The following is a 14,523-nucleotide window of genomic DNA, read 5'->3' on the forward strand; positions in this document are numbered from 1 at the left end:
CATTTCCCCTTTATCAAACACTTTTACGTTTTCTGTTCAATATTGTACGTTTTGAATTTTTTTGTTTATTGAAGCTGCTATGATTCAATATTATTATTTTATTGAACAGTTGTAAAATAAGATTAAGGGGAGGATGTTTAGAATGAGATTAATGGATAAAGTAGCGATCGTCACAGGTGCGGCTTCAGGTATGGGGAAGGCAATTGCAGAGCATTACGCAAAAGAAGGTGCTAAAGTAGTTGTTTCTGACTACAATTTTGAAGGTGCTCAAGCTGTGGCTGAAGCAATTAATGCAACTGGCGGTACAGCCATCGCCAACAGAACGAATGTTGCTGAATTAGCAGATTTAGAACAGTTATTCGCAGAAACTAAAAAAGAATATGGCAAGTTAGATATCTTAGTTAACAACGCAGGCATCATGGACGGCATGGAACCAGTTGGTGAAATCTCAGATGAAAAATGGGATCGCGTATTTGCTGTTAATACGACAGGCGTTATGCGTGCAATGCGCATCGCAACAAACATCTTCTTAGAACAAGGACACGGCGTCATTGTGAACAATATTTCAGCAGGCGGATTACAAGGTGCACGTGCAGGTGCAGCCTATACGGCTTCTAAACATGCTGTTACGGGGCTTACAAAAAATACTGCCTATATGTATGCTCTTTCAGGCATCCGCTGCAACGGAATCGCTCCGGGTGGCGTGGAAACAAACATCGGTTCATCTATGACAAATGTGTCTCAATTTGGTATGGGGCGTCAAATGACTGGCTCAGATACAATGCCACGGACAGGTAAACCAGAGGAAATTGCACAACTAGCTGTTTTCTTAGGTTCTGATGAATCAAGCTTTATAAATGGACAAATTATCGCTGCTGACGGCGGCTGGATTGCATACTAATTAGTTCATCTAATTTGTTTGTACAAATCGAAAGCAGAAATGAAAAAAGGCTCCAACATCGAATCTCGATGGTTGGAGCCTTTTATTATGCTAGATTGAACAACATAGCAACAGTCATCAGTAGATAACCCAGCATCGATCCATGCTTATCATCCATCTATATTGAAAACGCAACGAATGGTGGCGTATAAACAAACAGACTTCATACGAACCATTTACACTACTCCACCTTGTTCACCGGATAAAAGAACTCTCCTATGCCAGTTCCTCTTTCTTTTGCTCTTTTCCAAATACAGCACTAACTGTAAAAATGAGCAGCAATATTATAGATATGAGCAGTAGGAAGCTGAAATGCACATATTGTAGATAGATTCCTCCGAAGAGTGGACCGGACAAACTACCGAAGCTAAAGAAAATACTGCAGAGTAAGTTCCCAGTTGGTAACAGCTCTCGCGGTGTCAAATCACTCATGTAGGAAATACCAAGAGAGAAGATGGACCCTACAAACGTACCCGCTAAAAAGAAACAAACTGCTACAAGTATACTATTGGATTCCAAGAAACTACCTACCCCAAAGAATAAGCTGCCTCCTAAAAAGGCCATTAACACTACCTTCCGCCGGCCGATTTTGTCTCCAAGCGTGCCTAGCGGGAATTGTGTGAGGATGCCTCCGATGGAGAAGGCCGCCAATATAACAGAAACCATTGATACGTCTATTTCCTTTCTTAATGCATAGACAGGAAATAAGGAATTCAATGTAGATTCTAAAAAGCCATAGCAAAGCGGTGGCAAAAATGCGACCCAAGCATACTTTAAAGTAACGGCATATCGTTTGAGCATCTTCCCGTTTTCTTTTGTTTGAATAGGCTCTGGTTTTTCGTTTTTCACAAAGAAAATAAATGACCATGCAATTAAACAAAGAATCGAGGATAAGATGAATGGAAATGCTTCAGAAATCTTCGTAAGCGGTACAAAGAAAGGACCAACTGCAAAACCAATCCCAAATGACAAGCCATATATGGCAATATTTTTACCTAAGCGATTAGCAGGTGCAGAGCTTGTAATCCATGTTTGGGTTGAATAATGGAGAGAATGATCTCCAATGCCGATTAGCAATCGTAGGATAAACCAAAACCATACATTCTTCCAAAAAGGAAATAATAACAAACTACTAAAAACTAGTGCACCGCCTATAATAATAATTGGCTTGTAGCCAAATTTTCTAAGCGGCTGCTCGACAAATGGTGCAATAAGTAGTGTTCCGATATAAAGACCCGTTGCATTTAATCCATTTATGGACGATGATACACCGTCCTGTTCAAAAATAACAGAGATGAGCGGCATCAGCATGCCTTGTGAGAACCCAGAAATCGACACAATGATCACAAGGATCCAGAATCTCTTTTGGGCCATTCGTTCATTTAATTCCACAAATCTAAACTCCTTTGCTAGTTAATAATATTCTATGTATTTCCCTATCCCCAACCGGCTTTTGATTAATAAAACACCTTCTCAACTTACTGTTTCCGTTAAGTCTGATTGGGATTTTACATTCTTGATAGGTTCGTGCGGGAGACCTTCTACATCCATTAAGCATGCCCTGAAACAGAATTTTCAACTTACTTTTCTTATAAGTACTTTGTGCCTTTGAAATCCTCTAGCATCGCTTAAAAATAATAGTAACATTTAAACAGAAAGTAGGGAATCTAGTTTACTATTATTTTTTCCTTTTAAAAAACAACACAAAAAGACCCAGTCCACTTTAACGATACGTGTACTGGGCCCTTCAATCTGTTAATATCATATTTTTCTTGGTTTTAAACAATTTTCAGCCTTATTCTGAGAACTGTTTAACTCCGTAGCCAACATTTGCATGACAACATCTTTTCACATGTCTTTTTTTAAGCTAATTCATTTTATTGATAAAGCTTGATCTCGCAAACTCGTAAACAACATTTCCTACACGCTAAACTTGAAGAATCGCTTGTTCAATAATCTTCGTTGCCTTTCACTGCTGTCTAAAAAGTATACATCCTTTCTTTAGATTTATCCTAAGGCATTTAGTTATAAGTAGGCTCATTGTGATTTACATTTACACCAACAATCAGGCGCTTTGGCTAACGGAACTGCCCTCCCTTCACAAAATTAGGATTTTTAGTAAGAACGCTATATGTTTCTTTCATTAATCCCTCCAATCTCTCGATGATTTCAACCAGCTCTTCTTCCAATGTTCCCTCCAGAAGTATTGAGAAGGAAAACTGATTCCTCATCGGGCCTCCTTTCTTTTAAATTAAAAATAGAATAACATATAACTTTAATTTTGTAAATTTTCATAATCGACAAAATACTTAAATCATACTTTATTCCTAATTCTGTTTTTGATTTGAATTATTATCTCATTTCGTATACGATTGATAGGACGAAATGAGGTGGTACAATGAGCAAGTCAATCACAGACAAAGAGCAACAAGTAACTTACTTAAAAGAGCGCCTTCAAATCTTTATGGAAGTATTGGATGCTATTGATCCAGAAACTGCCGATTTACAGGATATCGATCGCCTTATTGGAATGATGGACGATTTAGAAGATAAGATGGAACAATTTAAAGACCGTCCTGAAATTTAACAAATAAATTACTCCCGAATGGATAAAAATCAAAGAGCGCATAATTGTGCTCTTTTTTTCATATTTTAAGCAGGTTATAATAAGCATGCTTGACAACATTTTATAGGGAGCTGAAAGCTATGAATCTCGAAGTGCTCGAACAAAGCATCTATGATTTAGTAACTGAAACATCGACAAATTTGCCGAAGGATGTCAGACGTGCAATTAAAAAAGCGAAAGATGCAGAAAATGCAGGAACTCGCGCTGCTATGAGCTTAGATACAATTGCCAACAACATTTTTATGGCGGATGATCAAGTATCACCTATCTGCCAGGATACCGGTCTACCTACATTTAAAATTAAAACACCGGTTGGCGTTAATCAGCTTGAAATTAAAGAATGCATCAAAAATGCGATTATCCGCGCTACAAAAGATGCGAAGCTACGCCCAAATGCAGTTGACTCCCTAACAGGTAAAAACAGCGGCGATAATTTAGGCGAAGGCGTGCCTGTTATTAAATTTGAGCAATGGGAAAAAGATTATATTGAGATGAAGTTAATTCTAAAAGGTGGCGGCTGTGAGAACAAAAATATTCAATATAGCCTTCCATGCGAATTAGAAGGACTTGGCCGTGCTGGCCGCGACCTAGAAGGCATTCGAAAATGCATTTTACACTCAGTGTATCAAGCACAAGGACAAGGCTGTGCAGCCGGATTCATCGGAGTAGGTATTGGAGGCGATCGCTCTTCCGGATATGATCTTGCCAAAGAACAGTTATTCCGCCATGTAGACGACGTAAATCCAAATCCTGAACTAGCAAAATTGGAAGATTACATACTAGAAAAAGCAAATACATTGGGCATTGGAACTATGGGATTTGGCGGTGAAGCGACACTACTAGGCTGTAAAATCGGTGTGATGCACCGTATCCCTGCTTCCTTCTTTGTATCTGTTGCATATAACTGTTGGGCATACCGTCGTATGGCTATCGATCTTGATGCTAATTCTGGCGAAATCAAAAATTGGCATTATCAAGATGGCGAAAAAATTGCCTTTGACGAAACAGCAGCAACACAAGACGATCAACCATCTAAAGAAGTGATTGAGCTGCGCGCACCAATTACAGAGGAACAAATCCGTTCACTTAAAGTTGGAGACGTAGTTAAAATTACAGGACGCATGTACACAGGCCGTGACGCCATCCACCATCATTTGACATCACATGATGCACCGGTTGATTTAAATGGTCAAATCATTTACCACTGTGGCCCTGTTATGGCAAAGGATGAAGACGATCGCTGGGTAGTGAAAGCAGCTGGCCCTACTACATCTATTCGCGAAGAACCATACCAAGGCGACATTATGAAAAAATTCGGCATTCGTGCTGTTATGGGTAAAGGCGGCATGGGTCCAAAAACATTACAGGCGCTTAAAGAACACGGTGGTGTTTATTTAAATGCAATTGGCGGAGCTGCACAGTATTATGCAGACTGTATCAAGTCTGTCGATGGTGTTGATCTAATGGAATTCGGTATTCCAGAAGCCATGTGGCATTTAAGTGTAGAAGATTTCACAGCTGTTGTGACAATGGATTCGCACGGCAACTCATTGCATGCTGATGTCCAAAAATCTTCATTAGAAAAACTGGCGGCACATGCAGAGCCCGTCTTTAAATAGAATAAAATAGTATAAAAAAGGGTATTAAGCAACAATTGCTTAATACCCTTTTTGTTTCCCGCTTCTTCTTCCCTTGCATACACTGTGAAAGTAGTAGCCGGGTAAGAGACTCGGACAAAATGTTATTTCAAATTAGTTCTATTTATTAATTCTCTTTCAAATTCATTCTTATAATAAAGACTTTCTTGTGTTCCGTTCCAGACGGCGCACCCGCAAGCTTGGCTTCAATCTCCTCGTCCCTACGTTCCTGCGGGGCTTTCAGCTCAAGCTATTCCCGCAGGAGTCGCCGTCCTCTATACACACCATACTAAATGAGATTCACCTTTTTTACCTTTGAAAGAAGCTACTTTAGTTCTGTACCAACCTCAGTAAAACGCCATACAAAAAATAACTAGTTAATCATTTTATTTTTGAATTAATACTCTTCCTCTCTTTGTACCCTTATGTTATAATAATTATAAATAAGTAATTACTATTAATTAATTACTAAAGGTTGAATAATCACCTTTAATAAAGGTTTTGATATTGATTTTCATTATCAGGAGGGATGAATGTTGGAAATTACAAAAGAGAATAATACTCATCTAATTGAGAAAACAAAAGAACATGGTGAACTGATAGCAGCTATTTTCTCAGGATTGTTCATATTAATTGCTTGGTTACTAGGAAAAGATGGGCATACGGCAGCTTCTATCGTTTTCTATGTGATCGCATTTATTGTAGGCGGCTTTGCGAAAGCAAAAGAAGGCGTAGAAGAAACGATTGCAAACAAAGAGTTAAATGTAGAATTTCTAATGATATTAGCAGCTATTGGATCAGCAATCATTGGCTATTGGACAGAAGGCGCGATCCTCATCTTTATATTTGCAGTGAGCGGTGCATTAGAAACTTATGCCATGAACAAAAGCCATAAAGAAATCTCCGCATTGATGGATTTGCAGCCGGAGGAAGCATGGCTTGTAAAAGATAATGGCGAGATTGAAAGAGTTGGGATTTCCACTCTACAAGTCGGCGACCATTTACTTGTTAAACCAGGTGAACGTGTCCCTGCAGATGGTGTAATCATCGATGGGATGACGACTCTCGATGAAGCAGCCATTACTGGCGAATCCATTCCAGTCTCTAAAGGCATTAAAACAGATGTATTTGCTGGTACTGTAAACCTCTCAGGTGCTATTACAATGAAGATGACAAAATCGAATATGGAGTCATTATTTCAAAAAATAATTGACCTCGTTCAATCAGCACAGAGCGAAAAATCACCTTCTCAGCAATTCATTGAACGTTTTGAAGGTACCTATGTGAAATGTGTGCTCCTAGCAGTAGCTTTGATGATGTTTATTCCACACTTTTTACTTGATTGGAGTTTCCAAACTACCTTCTACCGTGCAATGGTTCTACTTGTAGTAGCTTCACCATGTGCGCTCGTAGCGTCCATTATGCCCGCTACTCTATCCGCCATTTCAAACGGTGCAAAAAATGGGATTCTATTTAAAGGCGGACTCCATATTGAACATTTAAGTGTATTAAAAGCAATTGCCTTTGATAAAACTGGCACACTTACGCAAGGTAAACCTATTGTAACTGACTTCGTTGCAGCCAAAGGCGAAAATGGGAAGGCTTTACTTTCGCTTCTTGCCGGAATTGAAGCGAAGTCTAACCACCCGCTTGCGCAAGCTATTACAAAATACGCTGTAGCCAATGAGCTTACAAACTATCCACAAGCACAAATTGAAGATTTGCCTGGCTTTGGCTTGAAAGGAATTGTTGCAGGAAAAGCCTATAAAGTCGGAAAAGCAGATTTTGTTGGAGAACAATTGGCTCGGGAATTTGAAAATAATATTGCACTAGAGCTAGCCGAACAAGGTAAAACTGTAATCTTTCTTTCAGATGATACTAGAATCCTAGCACTTGCTGCCATGAAGGATACCGTTCGCCCGGAAGCAAAGCATGCTATCTCTCTTTTAAAAAGTATGGGAATCCAGACTGTCATGCTAACAGGTGATAATGAAGTAACGGCAAAAGCTATTGCAAAGGAAGCGGCAGTAGATTCATATATTGCCGAATGCTTGCCTGAGACAAAAGTAAATCATATTAAAGAATTGATGGGCTCCTATCACCATGTTGCCATGGTGGGAGATGGCATTAATGATGCCCCCGCCCTAGCAACTGCTACATCTGGTATCGCTATGGGCGAAGGTACAGATGTGGCCCTAGAAACAGCCGATGTGGTCCTTATGAAGAATGACTTGACCAAGATTGCTTATGCAGTGAAGCTTTCACGAAAAATGCAAAGAATTGTAAAACAAAATATGTTCTTCTCCATCGCTGTTATTGCCCTATTAATTATCTCGAATTTCATGCAGGCAGTCGATTTGCCTCTTGGAGTTGTCGGACATGAGGGTAGCACTATCCTGGTTATCTTAAACGGCTTACGCCTACTAAAGAAAATAAAGTAAGCTTGACTCAGTAGGGGATTTTTCTCTTCCCTGCTGATGGTGAGTGTTCCAATCGGACTTCTACGGGCAGTTATCCCACATTTAGCTGCCCGTAGAAGCATATTAAAATAAAACATTTAAAAAGCGGCAGGTCATTCAATATAGAATGACCTGCCGCTTTTTCATTAAGCTGTTCTATGACTTTTTGATTCCTGTATTTCTCTTCTCTTTTGGACAAGCGCATTCACTTGTCCGCCAACCATCAGGATAATACCAGTGATGTATAGCCAAAGCATTAGAATGATAATACCACCGATACTTCCGTAAGTAGCGGAATAATTTGAGAAGTTGTTGATATAGAAAGAAAAACCATATGAAACGATTAACCAAGCCAATGTAGAGAACAAGGCGCCTACCCATACGCTTTTTAAATCCAACTTCATGTTTGGCATCAACCAATACATAAGCGTGAGGACAATAAATATAACAACGGGAGGCAAAATATAACGGAACTTGTTCCAAACGGCGAGGAAACCATTCTCTAATCCAAATGCAGAGAATAATAGTTTACCAATTTGCTCACCGAATACAGGCAATACAAGTGCCACTACAACTAAGCCGATTAATAGAATCGTGAATATTAAAGAGTAAAGCCTTACTTTAAGAAATGGCCGCGTCTCTTCTTGGTCATAAGAGCGATTCAATGATTTATTTAGCGCATTTACACCATTAGATGCTGACCATAACGTACCAAGAATACCGATCGACAATAAGCCGCCATGACGATTCTTTAAAACTTCAGAAAGTGTATCAGACGTAAGAGAATAGATTTGGTCAGGCATAACTTCTTCTAAAAGTGTATATACTTGGCTAACGGATAAATGAAGATACGGCAGCAATGTCACGATAAAAAGCAGCATCGGGAATAAGGAGAGTAAAAAGAAATAAGCTAATTGCGCTCCAAATCCCCCGATGTCTTCTTTCTTCACTTTCTCGATAAGCCCCATGATAAAACCCTTATTTGTTGTAATATCAAAGTGACGCTCTTTCTTTTTCTTCTTCTTTTCTTTTTTATCCAGGTTTTCTTCGTTTTCTAATTGCACAAATGTATCTTTATCGATGTATTCAGCAGCATCGCCTTTCCGTGTTTTGGTTGTCTCGGAATCTGCTGAAAGACCAAATTCGTGTCCCTTCTCCATAATCCCGCCCCTTTATCTTCTTCAACTTATAGATGAATAACAGATTCATTTGATTCGGTATTGGTTGAAGGTAATTGTTGTTTTACATCTTTGATATTAGATGAAAATGTATCTTTCGTTTCCATCACAATGTTTTTAACTTTCGGTGTAAGTTCTTGGATTTCTTCTACTTTTTTCATATAGAAGTCTTTGTCTTTCATAAATGTATTGTATAGAGATTTAACTTTCCCTGTTCTTGCTTGGATACTATTCATTAATTCATCTCGGTTATTTGCAAAATATTGCATGTCTACCCAATAGCGCTTCAGTACTTTTTTTGTTGTTTGACGTGTATTGCGGTCTGCCATACTAAGTGCTGCACCTGCTACTGCTCCTAATGCTAATCCTGTAACTAATTTATTTGACATAATAATCCTCCTCCATACTTTTACAATGTTATATGCCTATTATACCCTACTGATTTATATGTAAAACAGTTTGCCCGTTAAAAAACTCCTTACCTATTTAAAAGGATTTTTAATTGTTGTTTTATGGAATTTCTTAACTATAGAAATTTAAATTCAAAAAGGGGGTAATGGAATGACCAATTTTTTAGCAAAGCTGAACGAGGTCTTAGGAGATTTTTCATCAATGCTTTGGGGAATACCGCTTATTGTCTTAATTGTTGGCACAGGCATTTTTCTCACACTTCGAATCAGCTTTTTGCAAATCAGACTTCTTCCACAAGCTTTGAGATTAGTATTCTCGAAAAAACACGACAAAACGGCAGATGGTGATATCTCCCAGTTTCAAGCACTTACAACAGCTCTTGCTGCTACAGTTGGAACCGGAAACATTGTTGGTGTAGCAACAGCCGTTATTTTAGGTGGACCAGGAGCTGTCTTTTGGATGTGGGTGTCGGCTTTCTTCGGCATGGCGACTAAGTATAGTGAGGCTATACTAGCTGTTCGCTATCGTGTAAAAGATGCGAAAGGGCAAATGGCTGGCGGTCCGATGTATTATTTGGAACACGGCCTAAAACAAAAATGGCTGGCTGTTTTGTTTGCCTGTTTTGGCGTACTAGCTTCTTTTGGCATTGGGAATGGAACACAATCTAATTCAGTTGCAGGCGTTGTTAATGCTACATTTAGTGTACCTACTTGGGTCACTGGCCTCATTCTAACTGCCTTTGTCGCGCTTGTCATTTTGGGCGGCATTAAATCTATCGGAAATGTAACAGCTATTTTTGTACCTATTATGGCGGTCTTTTATCTTGCAGCAGGACTTATAATTATGATTATGAATATTACCGAAATACCAGCTGCTTTCCTTACAATTATTAAAATGGCCTTTACAGGCGAAGCTGCTCTTGGCGGAGCCGTTGGTGCAGCTATACGTTATGGTGTTGCACGTGGGGTATTCTCGAATGAAGCAGGTCTTGGTTCTGCACCAATCGCAGCAGCAGCTGCTAAAACGGATCTGCCGGGACGACAAGCTTTGGTTTCAATGACGCAAGTGTTTTTAGATACATTCCTTATTTGTTCAATTACAGGAATCACAATTGTCATGTCTGGTGTTTATACAAATAAAGGTTTGCAAGCAAATGAACTGACAACAGCAGCATTCAGTCACTTCTTGGGTGGTTGGGGTCCTTATGTTGTAGCGATTGGTCTTATTTTCTTTGCCTCATCTACAATTTTAGGTTGGGCTTATTATGGAGAAAAATGTTTACAATATCTCTTCAAGGGTCAAACAGCTATATATATTTACCGCGTGATATTTGTTGCTTTCGTATTCGTCGGTTCTACCGTTGCATTGGATCTTATTTGGACATTCTCAGATATCGCAAACGGATTAATGGCTATTCCTAACCTGATCGGCTTATTAGGTCTTTCTGGCATTGTAGTTTATGAAACGAAGCGGATTCAAAATAAACTAAAAGAAGAAAAAGCTCTAGCAAAACAGATGGATATGCCTGATTCTAAAAAAGCGAGCTGATACTAGTATAAAATGCTGGCCCAATCGTAAAAGGAATTGACAATCATAGGCTATAAGTGGAATGATACTATAGTATACATCTATCAAAAGCAGGAGGAATCCCTTTGAATCTTACAGAACCGACAACAGAAAATGTAACTTTCATGATTGAGGCCATAAAAGAAAAGCTTCGCATGGTCAATGCAGATGCGATGAAGCCCGAACATTTCAGCACCAATCATTATGAAGATTTGGTTTACTTATATGATATGGTGATGAAGCGCGATGCTTTTAGTCCAAGCGAAATGCAAGCAATTGTAGCAGAACTTGGCTCATTGCGTGACTAAAAATAGGCTAATGAAAAAACCGAACTATATGTGAAATTTAATTTAATTTCACATTGGTTCGGTTTCTTTTTATTATTTTACTTTTGAATCAGCTAAAGCTATTTTTCTATTCTCCAGTTTTCGATTCATTAACGGAGGCATCTTTATTGATTGTAGGATTTGTTGAAGAGCCATCTTTTTTCACTAAAGGTTGGATAAGAACTTCAACCCGCCGGTTTTTGGAACGCCCCTCATCAGAATTATTAGACGCGATTGGATTATTTTCTCCATATCCTTTTGCACTAAAGAAAGAAGAATCTAATTTAGGGTTTTGATCCACGATTAGCTTCAAAAAGTTTACAGCACGCATTACACTTAGTTCCCAGTTCGATGAAAACTCGGCGGTATGCATCGGCACATTATCCGTATATCCCGTAATGACAACACTACGTTTTGGATCAAATACAAGAAGCTTCGATAATTCCCTCGCTGTTTTCTCATACTCGCTTTTAACTACCGCTTTCCCTGGATCAAATAATACGCTGTCTCGTATCGTCACCAGAAGCCCTTCGTCAGTTAACTTGGTTTCAAATTGTTTTTCTAGTTCATTGACCGCTATAAAATCATCAACATTACCTTTAATCTTGGATAAAGATTTTTGGTCTTCCAGATAAGCTGAATTTTTGCTCGTCTCATCGCTCTTCGGATCGTTCGGCATTGTATCAGACGGATAGTCCATAACGCCTTTTCCCCCGTCAAATACTGCATTAAATACCGATGAAAGCTCATGCAGCTTTTGATTATCGACTGTACTCGAGGCAAAAAGTACGATAAACAATGCCAGTAATAAAGTTAATAAATCTGAATAAGGAAGCAGCCATGCTTCTGGAATTTCCTCATGCTCCTTTTTATGCTTTTTAGCTCTCTTCGCCAAGGCCGCTCGCCCCGCTTTCGCCCAATATTTTTTTACGGTCTTCTTTTGTTAAGTAAGAAGCAAGCTTTTGTTCAATGACACGCGGCGCCTCTCCCTCTAATACGGAAAGAATCCCTTCAATCATTAGCATTTTTTGACGTACTTCATTGCTCGATTTTCGTTTAAGCTTGTTGGCAAACGGATGCCAAAGAACATACCCTGTAAAAATCCCGAGTAATGTTGCAATGAACGCAGCCGAAATCGCATGGCCGAGCTTTTCAATATCATTCATATCTTTTAGTGCGGCAACCAGACCGACAACCGCCCCTAAAACCCCTAAAGTAGGAGCGTATGTACCTGCTTGTGTGAACATCCCAGCGCCAGCACTGTGGCGTTCTTCCATAGCCTCTACTTCTTCTGATAAGACATCGCGGATATAATCAGCATTTTGTCCGTCAATTGCGAGTGACAGGCCGTTCTTAAGGAAAGGATCATCGATTTCTGCTACTTTTCCTTCCAGTGCAAGCAAGCCTTCTCTTCTTGCCAGGTCTGCCCATTCTGAAAATAATTTAATAATGTCCGTGTCTTTACCTAACTTTTGTTCAGTAAACAATATTTTAAAAAGTTTTGGCAATCTTTTTAATTCACTCATTGGGAAGGCAATTGTTACGGTTGCCATTGTCCCTAAAATAATTATGAATATAGCTGCTGGATTCATTAAGGCATCGGGTGTTACACCTTTAAAGTACATCCCAACGATTAAGGCAACGACCCCCATAATAAGACCAACAATTGATGATAAATCCATTTCTGTACCTCCAAAGTGTCATTCTTGTTATTATTTCGGTTACTTCTCTCTAATGTTAATATTCTACCGTGAACAAACTAGAATATTTGACTAAAATCCAAAAACTTCGTGAATTATAAAATATTTGTAGACAAATATTGTTCGCTACAATTATGATGCGAGTATTTGCAAAACTATTTTAAATTGATAAAATTATCATAGAATTTAAAGTTCATCTTCAAACTATGTTGGCATAGAAGTATCTAGGGATGCTTTCTATTCCACTGATTTGTAAATGAGCAATTTTGGAGGAGATCTTTTATGAAAACGTTTCAAGAGAAGTTAGATAGTTATGCCGAATTGGCAGTAAAGGTGGGGGTGAACCTTCAACCGAGCCAATATCTGTTTATCCAAGCATCAATTGACCAAGCTGAGTTTGTTCGATTAGTCGTGAAGAAGGCTTACGAAGCAGAAGCAAAAGAAGTCTTTGTCCACTATTCAGATGATTTGCTGACACGCATGCATTATGACATGGCACCAGAGGATGCCTTTGGTTTCTTTGCCCCTTGGCACGCAGAAGAGAAAAACTGGTTAGCTGACCATGGTGCAGCATTTATGACCATCAAATCACAAAGCCCTGATCTTTTAAAAGGTGTTGACCCTAAAAAAATCGCACTTCAACAAAAGGCGGCAGGTCAGGCATTGCAGCACTTCCGCCAAGCTTCCCAATCTAATAAAATCAGTTGGAACATTATAGGTACGCCTTCTAAAGAATGGGCTGCAAAGGTTTTTCCTGAGCTAGAGGAAGATAAACAAGTACCAGCCCTATGGGAGGCTATCTTTAAAACAGTCCGCGCTGACTTAGACAATCCGCTTGAAGCTTGGGAAGCTCATGATGAAGTATTACATGAAAAAGTAAAACATCTAAACGGTAAAAAATATCAAAAACTTCACTACACTGCCCCAGGTACAGATTTAACGATCGAATTGCCGAAGGGACATGTGTGGAGTGGTGGCGGAAGCAAAAATCAAAATGGCAAACCTTTCATGGCCAATATTCCGACAGAGGAAGTGTTCACTGCGCCTCATAAAGATGGTGTTAATGGCTACATCACATGCACAAAGCCACTTAGCTACGCAGGCACAATTATCGATCACTTTACCTTAACATTTGAAAATGGAAGAATTGTGGATGTAAAAGCAGAAGAAGGCGAAGATGTCTTAAAAAATCTAGTTGAAACAGATGAGGGTTCACATTATCTAGGTGAAGTAGCTCTTGTTCCGCATGATTCGCCAATCTCCAACTCCGGTTTACTATTCTATAATACGCTATTCGATGAAAATGCTTCTAACCATCTAGCAATCGGTAGCGCATATGCATTCTGTATTGAAAATGGCACAACAATGACTGCTGCAGAACTCGAAAAACACGGTATAAACCAAAGCATTATGCATGTTGATTTTATGGTTGGCTCCAAAGATATGGACATTGAAGGCATTACAGAAGATGGACGTTCAGAAGCTGTCTTCCGCAATGGAAACTGGGCATTCTAAGCTCCCCATAAATAACCAATTTATTTTCACGTAAAAGTGGTATAATAATAGTGTTCTATTAATCTTATAGAAACCTGTTTTAACCTTATAATTCAAGAAAAAATCATGTATACTATTTATATAAAGTGAAACTACAATTAGTAGGTTATTCCCTACTAATTGTTA

The 14,523-nt window shown here is 39.0% G+C and carries 13 protein-coding genes; 7 read left to right on the top strand and 6 right to left on the bottom strand.

The window, feature by feature from the left end; all coding sequences use genetic code 11:
- The first annotated feature begins 142 nt into the window (after window positions 1-142).
- The gene (locus AC6CHJ_RS12485; protein WP_498288785.1) at window positions 143-901 is read left to right on the top strand and encodes an SDR family oxidoreductase; all 759 of its coding nucleotides are present in this window, start codon (window positions 143-145) and stop codon (window positions 899-901) included.
- Between the two features lie 255 nt (window positions 902-1,156).
- Here AC6CHJ_RS12485 and AC6CHJ_RS12490 read toward each other — a convergent pair whose 3' ends face one another.
- Entirely contained in the window at window positions 1,157-2,314 is a 1,158-nt protein-coding gene (locus tag AC6CHJ_RS12490) for an MFS transporter (RefSeq protein ID WP_498288971.1), read from the bottom strand.
- Window positions 2,315-3,018: 704 nt separating this feature from the next.
- Window positions 3,019-3,171, bottom strand: coding sequence for a hypothetical protein (locus AC6CHJ_RS12495; RefSeq protein WP_498288787.1), 153 nt, complete (start codon window positions 3,169-3,171; stop codon window positions 3,019-3,021).
- A gap of 167 nt (window positions 3,172-3,338) precedes the next feature.
- On the opposite strand from AC6CHJ_RS12495, the gene AC6CHJ_RS12500 reads away from it, so the two are divergent.
- The 3 genes from AC6CHJ_RS12500 to AC6CHJ_RS12510 all read left to right on the top strand — a co-directional run bounded on the left by AC6CHJ_RS12500 (window position 3,339) and on the right by AC6CHJ_RS12510 (window position 7,644).
- Window positions 3,339-3,527, top strand: a complete 189-nt coding sequence (locus AC6CHJ_RS12500) for an SE1561 family protein (protein WP_147197203.1) — start codon at window positions 3,339-3,341, stop codon at window positions 3,525-3,527.
- Between the two features lie 119 nt (window positions 3,528-3,646).
- Entirely contained in the window at window positions 3,647-5,185 is a 1,539-nt protein-coding gene (locus AC6CHJ_RS12505) for a fumarate hydratase (RefSeq protein WP_498288789.1), read from the top strand.
- Between the two features lie 551 nt (window positions 5,186-5,736).
- Window positions 5,737-7,644, top strand: coding sequence for a heavy metal translocating P-type ATPase (locus AC6CHJ_RS12510; protein ID WP_498288790.1), 1,908 nt, complete (start codon window positions 5,737-5,739; stop codon window positions 7,642-7,644).
- 164 nt (window positions 7,645-7,808) lie between these two features.
- Here the strand turns inward: AC6CHJ_RS12510 and AC6CHJ_RS12515 are convergent, their stop codons facing one another.
- Together AC6CHJ_RS12515 and AC6CHJ_RS12520 are read right to left on the bottom strand one after the other, a co-directional pair.
- On the bottom strand, window positions 7,809-8,822 hold the full coding sequence (locus AC6CHJ_RS12515) for a YihY/virulence factor BrkB family protein (RefSeq protein ID WP_498288792.1): 1,014 nt from the start codon (window positions 8,820-8,822) through the stop codon (window positions 7,809-7,811).
- 26 nt (window positions 8,823-8,848) lie between these two features.
- Window positions 8,849-9,229, bottom strand: coding sequence for a YtxH domain-containing protein (locus tag AC6CHJ_RS12520; RefSeq protein ID WP_184117573.1), 381 nt, complete (start codon window positions 9,227-9,229; stop codon window positions 8,849-8,851).
- Window positions 9,230-9,401: 172 nt separating this feature from the next.
- Between AC6CHJ_RS12520 and AC6CHJ_RS12525 the strand changes: the two genes are divergently transcribed.
- Entirely contained in the window at window positions 9,402-10,799 is a 1,398-nt protein-coding gene (locus tag AC6CHJ_RS12525; RefSeq protein WP_147197210.1) for an alanine/glycine:cation symporter family protein, read from the top strand.
- Window positions 10,800-10,903: 104 nt separating this feature from the next.
- On the top strand, window positions 10,904-11,125 hold the full coding sequence (locus AC6CHJ_RS12530; RefSeq protein ID WP_066789749.1) for a DUF1128 domain-containing protein: 222 nt from the start codon (window positions 10,904-10,906) through the stop codon (window positions 11,123-11,125).
- Between the two features lie 106 nt (window positions 11,126-11,231).
- Here the strand turns inward: AC6CHJ_RS12530 and motB are convergent, their stop codons facing one another.
- Both motB and motA read right to left on the bottom strand, forming a co-directional pair.
- Window positions 11,232-12,038, bottom strand: a complete 807-nt coding sequence (motB, locus tag AC6CHJ_RS12535) for a flagellar motor protein MotB (protein ID WP_066789752.1) — start codon at window positions 12,036-12,038, stop codon at window positions 11,232-11,234.
- Complete coding sequence (gene motA, locus AC6CHJ_RS12540; RefSeq protein ID WP_147197213.1) at window positions 12,022-12,825, bottom strand: flagellar motor stator protein MotA; 804 nt, start codon at window positions 12,823-12,825, stop codon at window positions 12,022-12,024. The genes motB and motA overlap by 17 nt, the downstream gene beginning before the upstream one ends.
- A gap of 300 nt (window positions 12,826-13,125) precedes the next feature.
- Between motA and AC6CHJ_RS12545 the strand changes: the two genes are divergently transcribed.
- The gene (locus tag AC6CHJ_RS12545) at window positions 13,126-14,358 is read left to right on the top strand and encodes an aminopeptidase (protein ID WP_147197216.1); all 1,233 of its coding nucleotides are present in this window, start codon (window positions 13,126-13,128) and stop codon (window positions 14,356-14,358) included.
- The last annotated feature ends 165 nt before the right edge of the window (window positions 14,359-14,523 follow it).

This window comes from Rummeliibacillus sp. GQ308, assembly GCF_059759115.1.